Annotated in this window: 12 protein-coding genes; 10 read left to right on the plus strand and 2 right to left on the minus strand. The window is 47.0% G+C overall.

Annotation, left to right across the window (positions count from 1 at the left end; genetic code table 11):
• Positions 1-206 precede the first annotated feature (206 nt).
• Positions 207-2963 (plus strand): PHB depolymerase family esterase, encoded by a 2757-nt coding sequence (locus T3H97_RS11075; protein ID WP_328802532.1) that lies wholly within the window; start codon positions 207-209, stop codon positions 2961-2963.
• Between the two features lie 139 nt (positions 2964-3102).
• Here T3H97_RS11075 and T3H97_RS11080 read toward each other — a convergent pair whose 3' ends face one another.
• Together T3H97_RS11080 and T3H97_RS11085 are read right to left on the minus strand one after the other, a co-directional pair.
• Complete coding sequence (locus T3H97_RS11080) at positions 3103-4020, minus strand: hypothetical protein (protein ID WP_328802533.1); 918 nt, start codon at positions 4018-4020, stop codon at positions 3103-3105.
• The gene (locus tag T3H97_RS11085; protein WP_023988385.1) at positions 4013-4165 is read right to left on the minus strand and encodes a hypothetical protein; all 153 of its coding nucleotides are present in this window, start codon (positions 4163-4165) and stop codon (positions 4013-4015) included. Before T3H97_RS11085 ends, T3H97_RS11080 begins: the two co-directional genes overlap by 8 nt.
• Positions 4166-4465: 300 nt before the next feature.
• On the opposite strand from T3H97_RS11085, the gene T3H97_RS11090 reads away from it, so the two are divergent.
• The 9 genes from T3H97_RS11090 (at position 4466) to T3H97_RS11130 (ending at position 20530) form a co-directional block, all read left to right on the plus strand.
• Positions 4466-6268 carry a vWA domain-containing protein gene (locus T3H97_RS11090; RefSeq protein ID WP_328802534.1) on the plus strand — a complete coding sequence of 601 codons (1803 nt, stop codon included), beginning with the start codon at positions 4466-4468 and terminating at the stop codon, positions 6266-6268.
• Between the two features lie 24 nt (positions 6269-6292).
• Positions 6293-9682: a tubulin-like doman-containing protein gene (locus T3H97_RS11095; protein WP_328802535.1), complete on the plus strand. Its 3390-nt coding sequence runs from the start codon at positions 6293-6295 to the stop codon at positions 9680-9682.
• 3 nt (positions 9683-9685) lie between these two features.
• Positions 9686-12052, plus strand: coding sequence for a transcription initiation factor TFIID (locus T3H97_RS11100; RefSeq protein ID WP_328802536.1), 2367 nt, complete (start codon positions 9686-9688; stop codon positions 12050-12052).
• Between the two features lie 46 nt (positions 12053-12098).
• Positions 12099-13388, plus strand: a complete 1290-nt coding sequence (locus T3H97_RS11105; RefSeq protein WP_328802537.1) for a vWA domain-containing protein — start codon at positions 12099-12101, stop codon at positions 13386-13388.
• Between the two features lie 18 nt (positions 13389-13406).
• A complete protein-coding gene (locus T3H97_RS11110) occupies positions 13407-14060 on the plus strand; it encodes a beta-mannanase (RefSeq protein WP_328802538.1) in 654 nt (217 codons plus the stop codon).
• A gap of 16 nt (positions 14061-14076) precedes the next feature.
• Complete coding sequence (locus T3H97_RS11115) at positions 14077-15342, plus strand: TRAFAC clade GTPase domain-containing protein (protein WP_328802539.1); 1266 nt, start codon at positions 14077-14079, stop codon at positions 15340-15342.
• The gene (locus T3H97_RS11120; RefSeq protein WP_328802540.1) at positions 15339-18368 is read left to right on the plus strand and encodes a GAP1-N2 domain-containing protein; all 3030 of its coding nucleotides are present in this window, start codon (positions 15339-15341) and stop codon (positions 18366-18368) included. Before T3H97_RS11115 ends, T3H97_RS11120 begins: the two co-directional genes overlap by 4 nt.
• A 218-nt stretch (positions 18369-18586) precedes the next feature.
• Positions 18587-19054 carry a MarR family winged helix-turn-helix transcriptional regulator gene (locus T3H97_RS11125; RefSeq protein WP_328802541.1) on the plus strand — a complete coding sequence of 156 codons (468 nt, stop codon included), beginning with the start codon at positions 18587-18589 and terminating at the stop codon, positions 19052-19054.
• A gap of 93 nt (positions 19055-19147) precedes the next feature.
• The gene (locus tag T3H97_RS11130) at positions 19148-20530 is read left to right on the plus strand and encodes an MFS transporter (RefSeq protein ID WP_220027757.1); all 1383 of its coding nucleotides are present in this window, start codon (positions 19148-19150) and stop codon (positions 20528-20530) included.
• The last annotated feature ends 1 nt before the right edge of the window (position 20531 follow it).

Below are 20531 nucleotides of genomic sequence, written 5' to 3' on the forward strand. Positions count from 1 at the left end.
TAGTTTTTAGATATAGAAATTTTTGATAACGAAGTGAAGCACTCTGCTTTCTTCGTTTTTTTGTTTTATCATAGCTACTTTTTTGAGAAGAACAGAGGAGTACGTAGAGGTAATAACGAATAGTTTTATATAGTTAAATTGAGTGTTAAACGGAATATAACCGCGACTACGTCTCTGAGGAAACAAAAACCTGGAGGGGGAATGTTATGAGGTTCACACATCTGGAAAAAGCAACTACTGTGCTGTCGGATCATCCGGTACGTCTGGCGTCTGCTTATGCAGTCGGTCCAGTCGAGCTTCCGGAAAATTGCGGTGTGGGCAGGGAATGGTCAAGTTATTTTGCCCATGAGGATTGGAATTTGGAAAAGGCTTGTGGTGAAGAAGGAGTAGAGCTTTCAGCCGGAGGAAAGGCAGCGTGCCGATTATTGACCGAGCTGGACCCTCGGACTGCGGAACTGAATCTAGGTGTTTTTCCGCCTTTGGCCGAACAAGAAAGGCTTTTGCTGGTTTCAAATCTTCGTTGTATGGCTGCACAGGAAGTGATTTTCAGACCCTTTGAAGGAACGGGACAAATATGGATAGATGGCACACTGGTATATGCGGAATCCGGTCCTTTTCGCTTGTATCTGGAGGAAGGCGATCACACGGTAGTTATCATTGCTGCGTTTATTCCCGAGGAGGCCCGCTCTATTCGTATCAGTGGAAATCAGGTATGCGACGAACCAGATGTGATAGAACTGCATCGTGAATTTGTAGAGCGTAATATACGTTTTCATGTGGCATGGCTAGAGGTTGAGAAAAGTGCTGGCAGGGAGGGTGAAGACAGCCCGATCTTATTTTATTTACTGCGTAAGGATCGGATAGATCTTCCCTTAGATCAAACGTTATGGGTCGAGGTAACGAATGATGAGGGCATGAAGCTGGATCGCTTTCCAGCACATTGGGAGCAGGAGCAAAGCTATGACTGGGATGAGGAAAAGGCCGGGAATACGGGAATGCTGCACTTCACCGTTACATATCGGGATCATGAGGCTATGGAGCATCATTCTGTGTATTCGGTACTTGTGCGGCCTTTATCAGTGGTCGTGGAGGGCTTGCAGGAAGAGTATGACCGGTACATTCAAGCCCGCGCTATAGATATTCTTCATTCTGCGCAGAAAATACAAATAGAGGGCCTGCTTGGGGAATTAAAAAGGTTAACGGATTTGCCGGAAGATCCTTTTGAAATCTGGGATTACCGGGTTGTACGTGAATATATCAAGTTATTAAAACAAATCTTCACGTGTGGACATACCGAACAGCCACACTACCCATCCTTACTTCAAAAAGAACACATCTTTTTATCTAATGACGGAATTGGGGAAGGTTTTTTTGTTTCCCGCTTGGACAATAGTTTGCAACGCTATACAATTCAGCTTCCCAGAAGCTACTCGACTGACCGACAGTATCCTCTGATCGTCCTGATGCCAGGCAAGCGATATGAGCTGGGCTTGCCGGATTTTCAGAATCGAGGTTTTGGGCAAGGCTGGGAAGAGGAAGCTATATTTGTTACTTTTTCGTGCCGTGGTGTAACGTTGGGTAGTTATATCGGAGAAGCTGCTTTTTTGGAGGCGCTGGATGTCATACTGCAAGCATACCGAGTGGACGAAGAGCGGGTCTATCTTACGGGTTATTCGAACGGAGCATATGCTGCCTGGGCAATGGCACAGGCTTATCCTTCTCGGTTTGCGGCTATTGCGGTTATCTCTGGAGCGCCACATCCCAAGCATCTGATAAATCTGTTGAATATGCCAATATTGAATGTATGCGGAGATCAGGATTACTTATTTGCACAAGCATACACAGCCCCTGTAACAGAGCTTCCCTCAGATCATTTTAAAGGGGTTGTAGAACGGCATTCTAATCACTGGGATACGCATGAGTTGAGACTTCTGGACGGCGTACTGGGTTGGCTTATGCAATGGAAAAGAGATGCCGTACCTCAGCGTATTGCCTATCGGACGGAACGGGGCCGACATAACCGGGCTTACTGGCTGGAACTGACGCGAATGGATGAAAATGAGGAATATGCCGAGTTGTACGGTGAAATGAGTGCCACAGGTGAGTTGGATATCGAGGCAGTTCACGCCGAAGAATTTATCATTCATCTTTCTCAAGAGGTCATGCCCTTGGAGTTGGCCCAGGTTCGTATTGGAGCTCGTATTTTCGTGTTGGATTTGCGGGAATACAGCCGCTTTCGCTTTGTTAAAACACAGTCACATAAACGTCCCTCACCTGAATACCGTTTGATCGCTGAACGGGAGGAAGAAAGCAGTAAATGCTTTACAAAAGAATCGGATGCCACAAAGAAAATTGTGGATTTGAAAAGCGTGGGAAGAAACGTTTTGAGCCATGGAATGGGTGTGCTTGACGTGTATATGGATCGTCTTCACATTGTCCTTCCATCCAGTTATGCTACACCGGAGGAAGAGGAGGCGGTGAAACGGACAGCGAACGCCTTGGCTAGCCCCCGAACAGCGACTTGGAATCCGTATATTGGTGTTCATTATCCGGTGGTGTCTTCCAATGACATTACGGAGGAAGCACTGGCTGATAGCAACGTGATTTGTGTCACTTCGGGCTTGTCCAGACATGAGCTGCTTCAGAAGCATCAAGCCGACCTGCAAATTACATGTACAGAGGAAGGGTATACATTGGGCGACGATTTTATGCCAGGCGAGTATTGTCTGTCATATATTCAACCTAGCCCATGGTCTGCAACCCAGCAAATGCTTGTCGTAGCGACCAATTCACCACGGATGCTGGGTAAAAATCTATTTATGCGCAGACTGATTATGCCTGGATATTTTAATGGTCTACACCCATATTTGAATAAAGAGATTATTGTGTATGATAGCAAGGGAGTGCGTGCTTTTAACTTTACTTCCCTTAGACATGCGCAGCAAAAACTGCAAGGCCAATAAAAAAGATAACAATGTTATAATAATCCATAATTAAAAAAACCGTCTGGAGGCACGTTGGCGATCCTGACGGTTTTTTGCTGGTTCATTGCAGTGATTTGTGATCGAGATGACGTCATATATAGAAGGGCGTTAGGACAGGTCAGTTTTTATACTGCTCCATCAGGTACATGATCTTTACTTCATCGGCTAAATCTCCAAAGGGTTCTAACGGATTCTCCTGAATGATATGATATAAACGCTGGATTCGTTCCTTTGGCAACTTGCGTACATATCTGGAAATGAAAGCAGCATGGATGACTACGTAGCGCTTTTTACGGACGGCCGCACTGGCTACGCGGACGAGAATATCTTCGCCTCCTGCCAATTCTAGAATGCGGCGCTCATAAAAGACTACGTATCGGAATGTCCGGTCCTTGATCAGCTCACGATTGAGTCTGGCAATCTCTCCGATATATCTGACCATAAGCGGCTCGAAGCTCTTGATCAGGAGAGGATCAAGCGTTAATTCCATGTCTTTACGGAGAACAAAAGATTGCAGCAGGGCGACCTGCTGGAGCCTTATCCGATCATTGTGAATGAGTACAGCCATCTCACGCAGCATTTCATAGGAGACACGCTCACTGAGCTGCCGCAGGGCAACCGCGTTTTTATGATTAACGTTTAGTCCTTCCTGGATCTGCCCTATACGACCTCTGAACAGACGTATAAGCTGCCTACGCTGTTCATAAGGATAAATACCCTGCTGTAGAAGCACCAAGGGCAGCAGAAGAAGCGCACCGACGATACCGCACAAAAGCATTTGTTGCGGCGAGTGGCCGAAAAAGACAGTAGCGGCCAGCAATATGACACTGACAGCAAGGTCTTTACGAAAATAACGTTTGGCTCTGAGTCTGGCATATTGCTCTACAGGAACTAGTGTATCCCGACCACATGATGTGCACTTTTCTTCCCAAAGGGCGGTAAATTGCCCACAACGCTTGCAGACTCTTAGCTTTTGGAAGGCGTGCTCTGTGCGGGTAAATGGGCGAAATTGTACAGCTTGTTTGGAACTATTCATTGCGCTCACTTCTCCGGTTCAGCAGTGCCAGAAGCTCGGTGTCGATTTGTGTAATCGACGGGGCGCGTTTTTTATGTATATAGTAAATTAATGATTTGATGGCGACAAAAAGAAACATAATCGCCAGACATCCGTATGAGATCATAGTGTACTTCCTCTTTCTATTTGGATTTTTACTTCAATATTTTACATGGGCGGGTTTCGCTACTGTCATTTTTGTCGTATAAAGGAGAAGGCTGGTGCCCGATTGCCCTTGTTGGGGTATAATTATATCATTACTGCAGGATATTGGTAAAATCTCGCGGTATAACAGGCTTTTTGGTTGGGTTCAGACCATTCGGGCAGTATTTTCAGCTGGCGCTCATGTAAAACTCATTATAATTTAATAGTAGGGGAGTACAACTGTAATTTAGAATGAGAATTAACCGGCAAAGGGGTACAAGCGATGTTTAGTAGAGACAGAAAATGGTTTTTGGTCATCGGAATCATATGTACAATGATCATGACCTCGATTTTGGCATGGCAGCCACAGATGGCAAATGCCGCTTCACCCTCTGCTTCTAAGGTGGATGCGGTGCTGGTCGTCGATGTAAGTAATTCGATGAACACCAGTGATCCTGGGAAAATTGGCAATGAAGCCATGAAAATGTTCATTGATATGCTGTCGACGCAAAATGACAAGGTCGGGATTGTAGCGTATACGGATGTCGTACAGCGCGAGAAAGCCTTGCTTAATATTACATCCGAAGCGGATAAGCAGGAACTGAAGACGTTTATTGACGGACTGAACCGGGGGGCGTATACTGACACCTCCGTGGGTGTCAAGGAAGCGATCCGCATTTTGCAAGATGGTAAAACAGCTGGACATGCGCCTATGATCGTCATGCTTGCCGACGGTAACAACGATTTTAATAAGACGACAGGCAGAACAGAAAGCCAATCTGATCAGGATATGGCAGAGGCTGTAGCCGAGGCTAAAAATAACGGCGTTCCAATCTACACCATCGGTTTGAATGCAGATGGAAAGCTGAATAAAAACAAGCTCGCCGACATAGCGCAGCAAACGGGTGGCAAGTCCTTTATTACAAGCTCAGCGGATGACCTGCCGAACATTTTGAGTGAAATTTTCGCCAGCAATTTGAAGTTGAAAGTGGTGCCTTTGCAGTCCATTACGGCAAACGGCGACTATCAGGACGTAACGGTAACCGTACCGAACGATAGTGTGCTGGAGGCTAACATTTCGATCATGTCCTCGAAACCGGTGGATGCGAGACTGATAGACCCGTCGGGTAACACCAAGCCGATTCCTTCGAGTGATGTGCTGCTGTCCAAGTCCAAAAGCTACTCGCTGATTAAACTGCTTAAGCCTGTGGCTGGTGACTGGAAGCTCCAAGTCAAGGGAGTCCAGCAGGATCAGATTGATATTAATCTGGTGTTTAACTATGATTTGGAGCTGAAAATGGACGCACCGTCCGCCAAATCATACAAAAAAGGCGATGCGGTTCAAATTCGTTCCTACCTGACGAGCAATAGCCAGCAGCTTCAGGATCAGGAATTGTATGCAAATATGAATGCTGTTCTGAAGGTCAAGGATCTGGATTCCGGTACAACGAATGAGGTGCCGTTAACCAATGCAGGGGATTCTTTTACCGGTTCCTATACGATTCCAGATGAGCATGACTACGAACTAACCGTTAGAGCAGAGGAGAAGAGCTTCTACCGTGAAACACAGCCTGTAACTATCAGTGCTAAAGCAGGGGCGACGAGCGGTACGAATACAGGCACGACGCAGCCAACAAAACCTGCTGAAAAGTCCAGGCTAATGCCACTCATTCTTTTAGGGCTGGGACTGCTCGTTCTGCTGGTTGCCGCATATTTCATCTGGAAGGCTGTCAAAAAGGCCAACCGCGGTTTTGTCGGTCAAATCGTACTGGAAATCCGGGATGAGAACACTGGCGAAAAAACGTATCCGCAATACAAGAAGCTGAACACCTTCCGGGGCAAATTTAATCTGCACCAGTTGCTGCAACTGGCACCGGAATTTGCTGGAACCGACAAGGTCGTGTTCACACCAGCTAATCAGGATCGTATCATTGTGCGCAGTACCCCCGAGATTACGATTGAAAAATCCGGGCGGGCTGTAGACACAGGCAACGGTCTTGAACTCAAAAACGGTGATCGTCTGACCATCCCGTTAGCCAGTGTGGACAAAACCATTTTACTGGAGTTTATTTCAGTAAACAGCTAAACGAACCCTTAGGAGGTCATATCTATGAAACCAGTAGTTAGAGAGCATATCCAACAATTAGACGTATCACTCGGCGGAGGGATCGTAAGCGATAAGATCAGAGTTGATACTATTGATAATCCTATTTTAATTATCGGACTCGGAGGTACGGGGATTGATGCCCTTCTCCGCTTGAAATATCAAATTAACCGTAGATTCAAGCTTCCAGCAGATCCGATTTCCAAGAAAAAGAGCGATAAACCGGACAATGTGGAATTTCTCGCATTTGAAACGAATGAACAAGACCGCAACAAAAAATACAAGGGGATTGGTTTGGACCCCATCAATGAGTTTGTATTGCTGTCCAATGCGGAAATCGGCGGATTGCTGCAAAACCGCAGCATTCTAGAGCCGTACATTACCGATTGGCTGTCTCCAGAACTGAGCATTACCGATGGTATGAACGGGGCGGCAGGGGTACGTCAGGCTGGACGATTGCTATTGTTCACCAAAATCAATCAAGTCGTACAAAGCATTGACAAAAAAATCAAAACCTTGTCTGAAGGCACCAATAAGAAGCTTATGGTGTTCCTGCTGTCCGGTTTGTCCGGCGGTACAGGAAGCGGTACCTTCCTCGATATCTCATATATCGTCCGAGGAATTATTGAGCGTGACTATGGCTCTGCAGGTGTAGACCGTGTAAATACATTAGGTTATCTGTTTACACCAGATATTAATTTGGCGAACAAAAGCCTGAGCGAGCATACCCGTGAATATATTAAAAAGAACGGCTATGCTGCACTGAAAGAACTGGACTATTGGATGAATGTAGACAGCCGTGGTGAACGTTTTAAGCAGCAGTACGGCAACATTTTGACCGTGAACTCGCCGCTTCCGCCGTTTAATCTGTGCCACCTCATTTCGGCCACGAATACGGAAGGCAAGCTGTTGGAAAATGCTTATGATTACTGCATGAATGTCACCGCTGAGAACATCACTAACTTTATGGCGAGTGAGGAAAAACAGTCGGGCGAAGAGTTCGCCATTCATGACTATATCAGCAATATCCGTACCAACATCGCACAAATGAATAAGGCGTATCCGGCAAACTACGATTACAATATTATCGGGGCTTCCTCGGCGGTACTGCCTATGGAGGAAATGACGACATATTTGGCCTATCGAATGTTTGGCAAAATGTCCAAAATGTTCGAGCAATCGCCAAATCAAGAGGATGTAGAGAAGTTTGCCCGCAAGCTGGGCGTGGATCTGGATAGCATGATCAAAAACTTTGAATCCCGTGTACCTGAGCCGCTTCCGGGCTTTGAAAACAGTGAACGGTTAAGTTATAGCAATGTCGTTAAAATGCAAGTTGTCAATATGGACACCGAGCTGGAGCAAACGTTCCTGACGCGTGCCCGCGAAGAGTATATCAAAGCGAAGAAGCAGCTTCCTGGTGAAATTACAGGACAGTTTACGGATCAAATTCGCCGGATGTTTCTCCATCCTGAGCAAGGGCCGTTTTATGTATCCCGCATGATTTATACTGAAAAAGGATTTAGCTTGCTGAAAATGCTGCTTTCATATGTTGAAACGTTGCGGGAATCACTGCACCGTATTCCAACGGACATTGAATGGGCGCGTGAGCAGGCGAACGAAAAGCTGGGCGATGCCAAGAGCGCGTTTGTGTCCAAGGATAAAAAGAAAAATGCGTACATTGAAGCGAAAATTAATGAATATTGGCTGCGGGCTGATGTGGAACGTACAGAGCAGCTCATTGAATTTTATGAAGACCTGTATGACTTGTTGAACAAGGAAAATAGCCGGATTTATAATGTATTTACTGAAATTTTGAACGCATTGAGCGCAATTTTCGAGAAGAATGGCGATCTGCTGATTAACGGCGAGGAACAGTCCGATCACAAAGGTAACAAAACGTACTATTGGAATCTGGTAAGTGTACCGGATATTTCTGAAGTTGTGACCAAGCTGCTGGATAACCGCAACGGTGATGATTTGATTCGTGATTTTGCCCAAGAATTGCTGGAAAATTCAGATCAATGGGTGAAGGATCAGGATATGGACATCATTAGCTCAATCTCCAACTTCTTGACTGATAAGTTCGGTGATCTCATTACCCGTTCCATGGAGGATTTCCTCGTCATGAAATACGGGCAAGATGAAGCCATTGAAAAATTTGTGGAGCGCTACATTGCGAGCAAACTGGATGAGGAAGCTGTACCTGTGTTCCATCTGAGTAATAGCTCTGGCAACTTGTACTTCCCATCATGGGGATTCGTTTCAGTACCTGTACAGTCGCCTAATATCCTGAAGGGCGTTCGCAATTATCAAAATAATGCAATTGGCAAATCACACTTTACTATTAAAGAGAGTGAAGTTCGTAATCGGATTTTCTGGCTCAATACGCGTAATGGTGTTCCTCTGTTTGTATATACGCCGCTCAAAGTGTATGAAGAAAGCTATGAAAAAACGATTCTTGACCGCGAAGGTATTGGCCGCCATCTGGTGCAAACAGGTCAGAACAACTGGACTAATCTGCCGTCGCCGATTCCTGAAAAGTCATGGGGCGAAACTTACGTCAATTCGCGTGTGCAAGCTTACAATGCCCGCATTCGTAATGATTTTGACCGTGCCAAGTCACTTGGCGTGATTCGGGAAAAGGATGTCGATCAGAATACAAGCAGCCGCTTCACTGTAATCCGTTCACATGCGCTAGATCTGAATGCGCTGCTGGCAGGCTACGATATGCGCTTGCAGGAATCCAAGCCGAATTTGGGTGAGGTGAAAAGAGCATGGTCTGAGTTGAAACGTCTGCTGGCTGAAGGGCTGGAGCAGGCAGGAAGCAAGGACATCTTTGGTAGCATCAATGAAGAGATGGCGAAGGAAAACCTGATCCGTTCACCGGAGTTAACACAGGTGGTTCGTGAAGAACTGGCGAAGTATACAGAAATTGAAGCGAAAGCCGCTGAACTGGAAGCTTTGCTGGGCAAATATCAGGATGAAGAAAAATGGCTGGATCAGTTCATTCAGGCTCTCTATACAGACACGATTACGAAAAAAGGCGCTTTGTATGTCTATGATCGTGACGAAGAGGAAGAGGCTTGGGAGCCGTTTGCGAACGTCATGAAGAGCCGCAATTATGTGGAGTTTGAAGTGTTTACAAACTTCCGTGGTTTAGAGGAAAAGAAATTTGCAACTCTAATGCGCAAGGCGGATCGCCGTGATGCTGTATTGACTTCATCTGAGGATATTACACCATTGCTGGCGAAGCTGGATGAACTGGCTGCAACTTACACAGAGGCCCGCAATCAATTGGAATATGAAAAGGTGGAGCTGGCTAACGGAGCGGAACTTTATGCATTCTATGCTCAAATGGCTGGAAAATTAAACGACATCCGCAGAAAGTTGAAGTAAAGTATGAGAGAGCAGCTGTTACGTTATGCGGCTGACTATGCAGCCGCAGAGGACCAATTAATCGGAAGCGGGGATGGACGCAGCAGCATCCATTTCCCGTCCGTGTTTCTTTTTATCGGTGATCGCATGAACCCGGTGATGAACACCATTGCAGATATCAACCGAACCAAGTGGGATAACAGCACGGGAGTAACGTATATTCAGATTCGCTCGCAGGAAGAACATGCGGCTCTAGATCGTTCGGTGGATGCTATTGTTCATACGATAGCGGTACCGGAGGAAAGTGGCCACCAAACGATACGCCGTGACTTACACCAAGCTTTTTATACACATGAATCACAGCTAATAGAGCTTAACACCGCGTTGCGCCGGGCTAGTGGACATCTGGCAGATTACGGTCGGTTGTATTCTTCGTTCGAGCGTGTCCATTTGTCGATTTTGACGACAGCGGATGACCCCATGAACGTATTAATCCCTGAAATTACGCTGTTGGCGGAGTATATTTTTGCACAGTCTTTTAAATCGGTACAAATGGATCTGTATGTGTTGGTGAATGAAAGCGATCAGGCTGTCCAATTCGGCTACAGTAGTGCAACGTCCGTTGCTTTCATGCGGGAGCTGGACTATATCCAGAGTCCAGAGTATACGTTTACGGCACCGCTTCATATGACCGAGGACAAATTGACCATTCCAGTATCCCATGCTCCATCACCGTTGTTCGATCTCGTCTATGTGCTGTCCGACAAGAACGAACGCGGGGTAACGGTGCCGAATAGCCTGCGAGAAAGCTGCGACATCATTTGCCACATTCAGCTTCTTAAAAACCGCTATCAGGCAGGAGATTCCTATCGGTCACAGGATGGGGGATACAACAATACATCGTTTAAAAACAACATCATGACGGAATCCGGGCGGCAGGGTTATGTGTCGGCTGGATTTTCCCGAGTCAACCGCCCTAACCAGTCAATCGCACTTACGGTGCTGTATCACTTTTATGTGAAGCTATTAGAGCGTATGAGAACAGAGCAGGAGTGGGACATACGCGATAAGCTGAATTATTTTGGTTTAGATGCTGCTGAGCGCGGTCGCACGCGAAATGATCTAGTTCCTGGTAATGAAGCGATCACGGACATGAGTGCACTGATGACCAGCGGAGCCAGCTACGGCTCGTTGAAGCGAATGACATTACGTGAGGCGGAGGAAGCCTTGTTTGGTCAGGGCTGCGAAGCCTTTTTCCGTGATAATTGTGAACGAATTGTGCACAAACGGTTGGGAGATTTTCAGGCGGAATCAGGTCTGCAGTCGGCTGTGAATGCAGCTGCTAAGGAATATCCTGAAATCGGCTTATTCGAGTTGACAGACTGGACGGATGAAAATAAAACTGGGAATGTGCTTACGGCTATTCGGGGGCTGATTCGGGATACGTCCAATGACTTGCAGATTAGTACCGCTGAACTAGACACCCTGTATAGCGGGCGGGTGGAGGACCAGCCTTTTCAACGACTGCCACTCATGGATAAGCATAATGTGCGCAGCTTGATTCGTTACCTGACCGAGACGGTTTACGGGCACAAACTGCACATGCTGCGAATTCAAGCCGATTTGGAGCTGCTTCGCCGCTATGAACTGGCACTAGAAAAATGGCATGCACAGGCGAAGCATATTACAGTACAGCTTTCCAGCCTGGAGCGTGAACTGCATCAAGCTGCAACGGATAGTATTCGGCAGGCTGATAGTTACACAGGTCAAAACCTGTTCGAGTATTACGAGCGTGTGACGGAGGATGTCATGCGTGAGCTGGAAAGCAAGCGGGGAAAATCTATATTCTTTGATGCCCGGCATATGGGGCCTGTATCCGGATTGCTGGACGGGGGCCTGTCCGCATTGGTGGATCGACTTACGCAGACCTGTCGCACCTTGATTCTCAGTTCCCAGCCGTTTAATCAGACCTTCGAAGAAGAATTATTGCGGCGTGCCAATGTAGCTGCTGCATATGAAAATCGGCTGGTCGTTCCGAAGGATGAGTTGTTTAAAAAACTGTATCAAACGTTGGAGGAACATGGCGGAATTAACGTACGTTTGCTCGACTATACCCATGAGCATCGGTATGAAGAAAAGTACTTCTTTGGTGACTACGAAGGTGAATTTCTTCCTTACGCTATGGATGTGGACATTACTTCGCGTATTTACAAGCTGGGTTTTGTACATGAGCGTCGCAGCAGCGGGGTGGAAAAGCTGCATTTGATGGGCGGCTTCCATCTGGAGGATCTGATGGTTTACCGCAACGGCAAAACGTATTATGAGACATATACTGCGAATGGTTTCGTGTTTCACGGAATCGACGTGGACCGGTTGCCGGAATTGCGGTAGCCACATATTCATCCTACTTTAATGATGGAAGGAAGCAATGATTCTTATGAAGCAGCGAAAATTTAACGTTCTCCTATTGCTGTTCGGCTTGCTGGGCGCTGTAGTAGGCTTCATCTTGGGAGAGCTTATTCTTCACAAATTGATAGGGCACTGGCCGCATATCGTCGTAATCGGGCTGTATTTTGGCATCATGGCCCTGTGCATTGGCCTAGGCTGTCTGATCGGCGAACTAATTTCGCCACAGTTAAATGGACACTCATGGCGGCAACGCTACTCCGGGTTATCCTGGAAGTTATTGGTGCCTGCTACGCTGGTGATGTTGTTCGTGGCAGGCCTGCTATTGGAGCTGGGCTATCAGGTTAATCCTGAAGGGCGCAAGAGCGTACAGGACCTCGTGCTGGTGATTGACAATTCCGGGAGTATGCAGCAAACAGATCCTGATAATGAACGCCTAACGGCTGCCAAGAGTCTAATTGGCCAAATGGATGGAGACAAGCGGGTAGCCATTGTTTCATTTGATTCTACTGCGCAGTTGGTTCAGCCGTTTACTCCAATTCGCACAGATGCAGAGAAGCAAGCGGTTAATTCCAAAATTGATAGTATGCAGACTATCATGTCAGGCGGTACAGAGATCGGGCTTGCTTTGGACGAGACGATCAAGGAGATTGAAACCCAAGGCAATGCAGAAAAAGGTTCTCTCGTTATTATGCTCTCTGACGGTTTTAGCGAGCTGGATACCCAGACGGCATTGGCTCCTTATATCGCCCGCCAGATTCCGATCAATACGATTGGGCTGAAGCTGGCAGAGTCGGATGGTATAGCCTTATTGCAAAATATTGCTGACCTGACAGGCGGAACTTATTCTAATGTAGCCAATGCCCAAGGACTTACGCAGGCGTTTGGTAAAATATATAACAAAATCGGTGATCGCACACTGGTAACGGAGCGGACAGGTGAGTATGCCGACAGTCTGTATTTTGCCATTTATCGCGTAACGGCTCTGGTCATTATCGGCGCTCTATTGGGATTGGCTCTTGGGCTGATGTTCGATAACCGTTTTCTCGCGCGGAATTTTGCGATTGGAGGAGTCCCGGCAGGCTTGCTCGCTGGTTTTATTTTGGAAAAGGGACTATCTGGCTCGCCTATAGGCGACTTGATGATTCGTTTGGTGGCAGCGCTCGTACTGGCGGCCCTTATTGCTGTCTTTTCGCTTGTTCTGCCGATTGCAGAAAATACTCGCCGATCTTCCGGTGGAGGAAGTCAGGGTGCGCCGTCAGGACGCCGGAGAGGGGCACCGGAAGCCCCGACGCGCAATCGACGCAGCAGTGGATTTTAGAACGGGAGGCTGGAACTTATGCAGTATAGGGAAGCACAGCCCGGTGATCCTATTATTTCGGAGCTGAGCCACAAAATTGATGACAACCGGGTTGTGTTACGCTGGCAGTGGCCTGAGGGCGCAGCCGTGGTATATATTGCGAAACAATCAGCCGATGTAGGGGGGAATGGGCAAAATGAGGGTGAAGTTTTACCACCTTTTTCAAGCCTAAAACTTTTTACACGCGAGGAATATAAGGCTGCTGGCAGCTATCGTGACCGAATTGAAGGCATTGGACGCGTGCGGTATATCGTATATCCGGCTGTTCGGGAGAATGGAGACACTTACGTGATCCGTCAGCAAGACGGAGCCAACCAACTAGAGTTGAGCACCGGGAGGGCTAAAATCAGATATGCGGTTCACCATAAAAAAAGCTGGTTTCGTAGCCGCAAAACCGTCCAGATTCAGGTGACAGCCGAAGTTCCTGTCCCGCAGGAGGCGCTTTGCTACGTAAAGAAGCGCGGGGGCTATCCGGCAGATCGGGACGATGGAACCTTGTATCCGTTCACGGCACCTTTTGCTGCGGGACGGAATGTTTTACCCGCTGTTGAAGTGGGGGGAGATGAATATGTGCGGCTGTTTTTTACGGACGGCCAGAAATATGGCACGGTATATGAATTAGTCCCTGAATGAAAGGAGGCCGCAACCGATGAGTTTTCTTAGCAATTTATTCAGAAGAAAGCCACAGGCAGCGCCAAGGCCGTTATTTTATGATATTGTGTGCCCTTATTGCTTTAGTAAATTCTCCCCGGAGGACGTGGTATTCCGTGCTTCTCATCACCGTGAAGATGACGAGGACTATGCTTTGGGTGAAGATGAGCTGTTGAACAAATATCGGGAGCGTTTTGGCTTGGACAGTGTGCATGATATGGAGGCGATTTTGCATCCCCATGATGTTCCTGAGGAACATCGATTGTATTCTGATCATGTACTGACAGGACTGAAAGACCGTTATGGGGAGCTGACGCGTCACCGACTGTGCCCGCACTGCCATAACGAGCTGCCCGTGACTGCGGGTAAGGTGCCTAGCAATATCATTTCGATTATTGGAGCTTCGCAGGCAGGGAAATCTGTTTATATGACCTCCCTGATTCACACGCTGCAACATGTTACGGCCGATCATTTTGACGCGGCTTGTATGCCGCTCAATGCAGAGATCAGCCGAAAGTTCCGCACCATGTATGAGGAACCCCTATTTGAACGAGGCGATCTGCTTACATCGACACAAAAAGAAAAGATGCAGGAGCCTTTTATCTTCCAGTTTGTATTTAAGGATGAGGAAAAACCGCCACTGACGCTGGTGTTTTTTGATGTCGCCGGTGAGGGAATGGTAGATCAGGACTATCTGGGGCTGCATGGACAGCATATTAAGAATTCTGCTGGTATTCTCTTTATGGTCGATCCACTGCAAATCCGCTCTATTCGGGAGCGCATTAAGATTACCCTTGGCGATAAGCCGGGTGAATGGGTCTCACAATATGATGAACCGCGTGATGTCGTACTTACGATGTTCGGTGATTTTATCGCTTATCAGGAAAAAGGGAAAACGGACATTCCGACCGCTGTCGTCCTGACCAAAAGTGATATGCTTACTGCGTTGGCAGATGAAGAAGGCACATACATCAAGACGAACAGCAATATTTTTAATCCGATGGAGCATCGCAAATATATGGATTTGGATGAGTTTGCTAACATTGATGGCGAAGTTCGACGCTTCATCGAAAAAGTGGATAAACCGTTCAAGGGCACGATGGATGTATATTTTACGGATACGGCCTATTTCGCGGTTTCCGCGCTGGGTAGTAATCCTGTGGAGCAAAAGCTGCAAGGGTTGGTTAGTCCGATCCGTGTGGATGAGCCATTCATTTGGCTGCTTTATAAGTTGAAGTACATTGAGGGGAGAGAATCACAGTGAGTTATTCTACCTCTCATTTGATACAACAGCAGATGTACACTCGGGAACGGCGTGGTATTTTCCGTTCTACGGAAGGCTTCGATACGGTGGCTAATTCCAAAGGATTGGATGCTTCTTTTATTAAAAAGACGCTGCATCCCTTATGTGTATATGATGCGCCTGCTGCTTTGACGGCGCGCGGCGAGAAGCAGGAAAGCGTCTATCCGGAAGCCATACATCTGGTACGGACGGAGTCCGGGGATGTAGTGCTTGGCCGCAGTATTTATAAGGCTGCGGATTTTACTGGGCTGCGGAGCGCCTTTTTCACGCACAACTATGTGATTCCAGCCGGACAAGGTGAATCTCCGTCTGACTATAAGCAGTGGCTGAACACATCATTTGTTGATACCTATGATATTGAGCAGGGAACGGATTTACCGGAATTGGAGCGTCTACCCGGTGGAAGTGTATTTCCAGCTGTTGACCCGTCTACAGTGCTGGCTCAATTGCAGCTGAGCGAAGAAGTGTTCAAACAGCTTTTATACGCAGTCATGATGTCCGCAGCGGGTCGCAAAAAGGTATACGTAGCGCTAAATGTTCCTGTAGAAGCGGTCGGATCTTCAGCCAAGCAACTGCTTGGTGTGTTATATGCAGCACTGCCTTATGCATTTCGCAACAGACTCGGATTTCTTACATATGCACAGGAACCAAACAGCAGAAAAGGCATTCACTTGATGTTTGTTGAGCCTTTTAGTTTGCGTCCCGGTGATCGGAATGTGGAAAAGGACTTTGTATTTGACCTGTCTAACCATAGTCGAATACTTAATGTGGATGCAGAGCAGGTGAGACAGCCGTATTTTGACTGGATTGTCCGCACATTGCTGAATGGTGAGACGCCGGATGATTTCTTCAAATTTGCCGAGCAAATGCTGACAGGCATGGAGGCAGGTCGTGATTTGACGCCATCCAGCTATCATGAGCTAATAACGTTGTACAGAATTGAGCAGGGAGAGCGGGCATTATACAACGAACAACGAATCGCTGTATTACGAAGCTTGACTGATTATTTATCGCCACCCGATGCGCTACCACGTAAAATGAGGCTGAATGATCTGTTTCTATCGTTTTTTGATCATGAATTTGATCGGGTGAAGGATGGATATATTCCAGATGTAGGTCTAGTCGATAGTTTCAAGGACTATTATAAAGTTCATGCACGCAGCAGCGAAAATCGGTTGGTGGAATATTTAATCCGTTCGCTAAACAATGCTTATACTGCCAGAAATACGGAAGCAGTCACATATATTTACCATACGATTGAGGAGAATCCGTCATTAGGCAAGGCATATTTTACGAAAGTGCTGGGTAATCCGGCGCTTACAAAAATGCTGTTCATTCCCTACATGGACAGTCAGATGAAAAGAACACCGGATGCCAAGGGGCTGCTGGCTGTTGTGCACGAATGGGGCAGTCGGTATATCGAAGTGTCGGCGAATGCCGATTTTCAGCTTTTGGCAGAATCTGCACTGATGGGCAGACTGCGTGCCGAAAGAAAACCGGTAGAGGCTGTGGCTGCCATTCACCAACGCTTGCGTCAATGGGACAACAGCTCTACCGTAGGCAAACTGTCCCCGCTGGAGCAATCTGGATTGACAGAGCGCTTGCAGGAAGCATCGGATCGGTATTTACTTACCGAAGTAGAGCTAAAAGAAATATCACCCGATCAGGTCGTACAGATTCCATTTTTTACACGGCCCGATTTGGTGCAGTGGGTTGGAAAGCTGCCTGCTCCTCTCAAGGGACAAGCAGTGCGATTGATTGCGGCTTACGATTGGTTTAATACGGAGGAACCGGAACCGTCGGTGCTGGATGGCCTGGAGCCCGGCGAAGTAGAAAAGGTACAGGATTGGGCTTATGGCTGGTTGCCCCAGCAGCTTGCGGAAGGCCATTTTGCCCGTCTGTTGCCTGCTTTCTATCGTTCTGACGGGCCGGGAGAAGGAATATTGGACTTCGCTCGCCTGGTCAGCTCGATCCGAAAATGGGCGAAGGATAACGACACGATGTACCGTTTTATCCGATGGTCGGAAGAACATCCCGAGTTTGCTACTCCACGTGGCGGTTTCGAACCGGCGTATCGACGTGCGCTACTTCTATTCTTCCAAAAGGAAGGACGAGAGGGACTGCATAAAAAAACGCTGTGGCGTCAATATTTTGAACCTGCGAAGCCTGCCTTTAAAAATTTCTATTTGGCAGCAAAGCGTGAGACGGACACGCCTTTGGTCAAAACACTTCGTCGTTTCCGTAAAGGTGGGGTGATTTCCGGGATCGTGCTGATTGTCCTTGCAGGTATGCTCGGCGGCCTGAAAGCAACCGGGGTGATCGGATCTGGTGACACACCTACGCCTGCTGCTGCTCCAAAGCCTGTACAACAGCCTGTAGAGCCTACAGTGCCCGTTAAAGAGGAGCCTACGGCGATAGTGACACATGTGCCTAATACCAAGTCCACTACGAAAATGGTCAAGCTGTTGTTTGCGTTTCAGACATCGACAGAGCAGGCAGAATTTAAGCCGAAGAAGCTCGTCATTGTCGGGGCGGATCAACAGGAGCACTTATACGAAAATTTTACGCTTGCTGAACAGAACGACAAGGAAGCAGCCAGTAAAGCGAACAATGATCCATCCGGTGACGTAAACACTGGGAGCGCCACTACACAAAGTACGACAGCAGATGGACAATCCACAGACAGTGGTTCCACAGCTCGTGGTAGTACATCCAGTGGAACAAGCGGCGATCAGTCTGGAGCAGTGACAGGCAACACGGACGGAGGCTCGACTTCGGAGATTTCTACTGAGGGTAGTGGTTTAGCAGCCGATAAAACCATAGGCAGCACGTCCGGTGATGGTACAGAGACAAAGGAGTACGATCTGAAGAAGTATCCTTATCGTACGTTGTTGACCATATGGCAACGGTTAGAGCTGAATGATGCTAGCACGGTTACCGTTGATGGAGAAGAATATCCGCTAGTTCAAGTGAAAGCCGCGGACTAAACAACTATAAAAGAGAGATGAAGTAAAAGACGGGTTTCCTTCAAGGACTCGTCTTTTATTATGCCTATATTTCCATAAAGGATGAATTCGTAATTTGAAATTCACCTTATCTAGTAAAACATCATTTTACGTAAGTATTGACACCAGATGGGCCACTGATTAAAATTAGTTGGAATTCAAACTATTAAAATTAGATAGATATGGAGGTTCGTAGTGAGATGGGAAGTGAGGTGTATCCCGTTTGTCTTCCTTGGGAGGAAGAGAGCACGATGTATTTAATTAAATGGATTTTCACTACCGTCCGGCGCGAAATTGAAACAGCACTGCGCCCTTTGGGACTCACCTCCCCACAATCGCAGACGCTTTATATACTGGCGATGTCGCCTGGAGTCACTAATACGGATTTGGAAAAGAGCTTACTTATTGATAAATCAAGCGTTACCAGCCTGGTTAACGGGATCGTTAAGAAAAACTGGGCAGTACGAAAAAGTCACCCAGAAGATGCGCGCATGAAGCAAATCTATTTAACGGAGGAAGGCTTGGAGATTCACAAGGTAGCTGAACGTACTGTTGAGGCAATTAAAAGCTCGGTAGGTGAAACGTTGTCTGTCGGAGAATCGGAGACACTGCGTGGCCTGCTAAAAAAAATTCTCCGCGACTACCACCCTGCGGACGCCCGTGCATGAGCGAATATATAGAGATTTTACCCGGATAGGGGTATTCAAAAGCTGTGAAATACCATCATAGATAAGAGGTTTACAGGAGAGGGAGACAACCAAATGATAAATGAACAAACTTATCCGAATGCGGATAAGCTTATGCGTGTGTTAGCTTTCACACTTGTTTTTTCAGTGATGAACGCTTTTATGTTTAATGTCGTTATGCCTGTGATTCGAAAGGAGTTTCATATTAGTGCTTCCGATGTAAGTTGGCTGTTGACCGGTTATATGATTGTGTATGCAGTTGGCTCGGTAACCTACGGCAAATTGGCAGATAAATATCGTCTTAAGGATTTGCTGACGTTTGGGATTATCTTTTTTGCACTGGGTTCGCTTATTGGACTGTTGGCCAATCAATTTTGGATGCTCATTGTAGCTCGTTTGCTTCAGGCTGCAGGGGCTGCTGTTATTCCGGCAACTGCTATGATCGTCCCAGTCCGTTATTTCTCGGCTGAAAAAAGAGGACGTGCTTTGGGTGTCACAGCAATCGGCTTGGCGTTAGGTACTGCACTGGCTCCGATTATTTCCGGTTTGATCACAGGTTTTGCAAGCTGGCGTTTTTTGTTCGTCATTTCCATGCTGCCATTGATCGCATTGCCGTTCTTCCGCAAATATTTGGACGATCAGCGTGGAGAGGATCAGAAGTTCGATTTTCTTGGTGGATTATTGCTAGGTGGAACAGTAGCCTTCTTATTGCTTTCCATTTCGCAAACCAATATGATGTTTTTTCTGGTCGGTATGGTGTTATTTGCACTGTTTATATGGCGTATTAACACTGCGCATGATCCATTCATCCAGCCGAAGCTGTTCCGTAACAAGCAATATTCATACGGGCTCCTTATCGCTTTTTTAGGGACGGGGATTAGCTTTGGATTGCCGTACTTGGCACCGCAGTTTCTGAACAGTCTCAATCAGCTTACGCCGGCAATAATTGGACTGGTTATGTTTCCGGCTGCTATTGCTTCGGCTCTATTGGGTAAAAGAGGAGGGCGTTTGGCGGATAGCAAAGGAAATTCGTTTCTCGTCTATACAGCTGTATCGCTTTTGTTTATCTGTTTTATCAGCTTGTCTACGTTTGTGGGTGCCTCTCCGTATCTGATTTTATTTTTGCTTATTTTCGGAAACGTAGGTCAGACCTTCATGCAAATTGCCATGTCCAACACGATTTCTCGTACCTTATCGAAAGACCAGATTGGTGTTGGAATGGGGCTGCTATCTCTGCTGAATTTCATTGCCGGGGCTATCACGACAAGTATTTTGGGCAAAACGCTGGATAGTTCGTCGTCCTTTCATTTGAATCCTGTTGTATCTAATGTGCAGGTGTTCAATTTTAGTAATATTTTCACGGTGCTTGCACTGATTGCGCTTGTGACGATGGGACTTTATGCGTTGCAATTCCGAAGGGGTTCACGCCGTAATACGCCTGCTGTTGAACAAGGATAAA

The organism is Paenibacillus sp. LX16 (assembly GCF_036252815.1).
Classification (GTDB): domain Bacteria; phylum Bacillota; class Bacilli; order Paenibacillales; family Paenibacillaceae; genus Paenibacillus; species Paenibacillus polymyxa_B.

Coding starts and splice junctions, on each gene's coding strand:
- T3H97_RS11075 (WP_328802532.1), top strand. CDS start 207: ATGAGGTTCACACATCTGGAAAAAGCAACTACTGTGCTGTCGGATCAT.
- T3H97_RS11080 (WP_328802533.1), bottom strand. CDS start 4,020: ATGAATAGTTCCAAACAAGCTGTACAATTTCGCCCATTTACCCGCACA.
- T3H97_RS11085 (WP_023988385.1), bottom strand. CDS start 4,165: ATGATCTCATACGGATGTCTGGCGATTATGTTTCTTTTTGTCGCCATC.
- T3H97_RS11090 (WP_328802534.1), top strand. CDS start 4,466: ATGTTTAGTAGAGACAGAAAATGGTTTTTGGTCATCGGAATCATATGT.
- T3H97_RS11095 (WP_328802535.1), top strand. CDS start 6,293: ATGAAACCAGTAGTTAGAGAGCATATCCAACAATTAGACGTATCACTC.
- T3H97_RS11100 (WP_328802536.1), top strand. CDS start 9,686: ATGAGAGAGCAGCTGTTACGTTATGCGGCTGACTATGCAGCCGCAGAG.
- T3H97_RS11105 (WP_328802537.1), top strand. CDS start 12,099: ATGAAGCAGCGAAAATTTAACGTTCTCCTATTGCTGTTCGGCTTGCTG.
- T3H97_RS11110 (WP_328802538.1), top strand. CDS start 13,407: ATGCAGTATAGGGAAGCACAGCCCGGTGATCCTATTATTTCGGAGCTG.
- T3H97_RS11115 (WP_328802539.1), top strand. CDS start 14,077: ATGAGTTTTCTTAGCAATTTATTCAGAAGAAAGCCACAGGCAGCGCCA.
- T3H97_RS11125 (WP_328802541.1), top strand. CDS start 18,587: ATGGGAAGTGAGGTGTATCCCGTTTGTCTTCCTTGGGAGGAAGAGAGC.
- T3H97_RS11130 (WP_220027757.1), top strand. CDS start 19,148: ATGATAAATGAACAAACTTATCCGAATGCGGATAAGCTTATGCGTGTG.